The following is a 1057-nucleotide window of genomic DNA, read 5'->3' on the forward strand; positions in this document are numbered from 1 at the left end:
CTAGAGCACTTTGCGACCTGATTGAATCTCCGGGGATTCCCAAGGGAGCCGGGTTCTGATTCAACATTCCTGCTGGAGGCGGAGGCCAGCATGAATGAGCAAGGCGCTTTCGGTGGATCTGCGGGATCGTGTGATCGCCGCGATTGATAGCGGGATGTCGTGCCGTCAGGCGGCGGCGCGGTTCGGGGTCAGCGCGGCGAGCGCAATCCGCTGGCGCTCGCGGGTCCGCAGACAGGGCGACGTGCGGCCGGGGCCTCTGGGCGGGGATCGTCGCTCTGGGCGGATCGAAGGCCATGCCGACCTGATCCTGAGCCTGGTCGAGCGCAAGAGCGACATCACCTTGGCCGAGCTTCGGGCGGCGCTGGCGGAGCAGGGCGTGGCGACTAGCCTGTCGAGCCTGTGGCGGTTCTTCGTGCGCCGCCGGATCACGCTCAAAAAAAGTCGGCGCACGCGGACGAGCAGAGCCGTCCCGACGTCCTGATCCGGAGACAAGCATGGTTCGACAGCCAGCTCGACCTCGATCCCGAACGGCTCGTCTTCATCGATGAGACTGGAGCCTCCACCAAGATGGCCCGCCGCCACGGGCGAGCGCCGCGCGGCCAGAGGCTGAGGTGCAGCGTGCCCCACGGTCACTGGAAGACCACCACCTTCGTCGGCGCCCTGCGGCTGAGCGGCATGACCGCCCCGATGGTGATCGACGGCCCGATGAACGGGGCCTGGTTCCTGGCCTATGTCCACCAGATGCTGGCCCCGACCCTGAAGCCCGGCGACGTCGTGATCATGGACAACCTCGCCGCCCACAAAAGCACGCCCATCAGGGATGCGATCGAGGCCGTCGGCGCACGGCTGCTGTTCCTGCCGCCCTACAGCCCCGACCTCAATCCGATCGAGAACGCCTTCGCCAAGCTCAAGGCGATGCTGAGAAAGGCCGCCGCCAGATCCATCGACCAGCTCTGGGACGCCATCGCCCGGATCATCCAGACCTACTCGCCGCTGGAATGCGCAAACTACTTCGCCGCCGCAGGCTACGATGCAGACTGATCGGAAAATGCTCTAG

General features: G+C 65.9%; 1 protein-coding gene. It reads left to right on the forward strand.

The features are described 5' to 3' along the window. The first annotated feature begins 94 nt into the window (after nucleotides 1–94). A protein-coding gene (locus ACP7A5_RS17950; protein WP_426043163.1) for an IS630 family transposase occupies nucleotides 95–1041 on the forward strand; the annotation gives its coding sequence in 2 pieces (ribosomal slippage) (nucleotides 95–431 and nucleotides 431–1041; 948 coding nt in all). Nucleotides 1042–1057: the final 16 nt, after the last annotated feature.

Origin of the sequence: Brevundimonas sp. TWP2-3-4b1 (assembly GCF_049897665.1) — a bacterium.
Lineage (GTDB): Bacteria > Pseudomonadota > Alphaproteobacteria > Caulobacterales > Caulobacteraceae > Brevundimonas > Brevundimonas subvibrioides_B.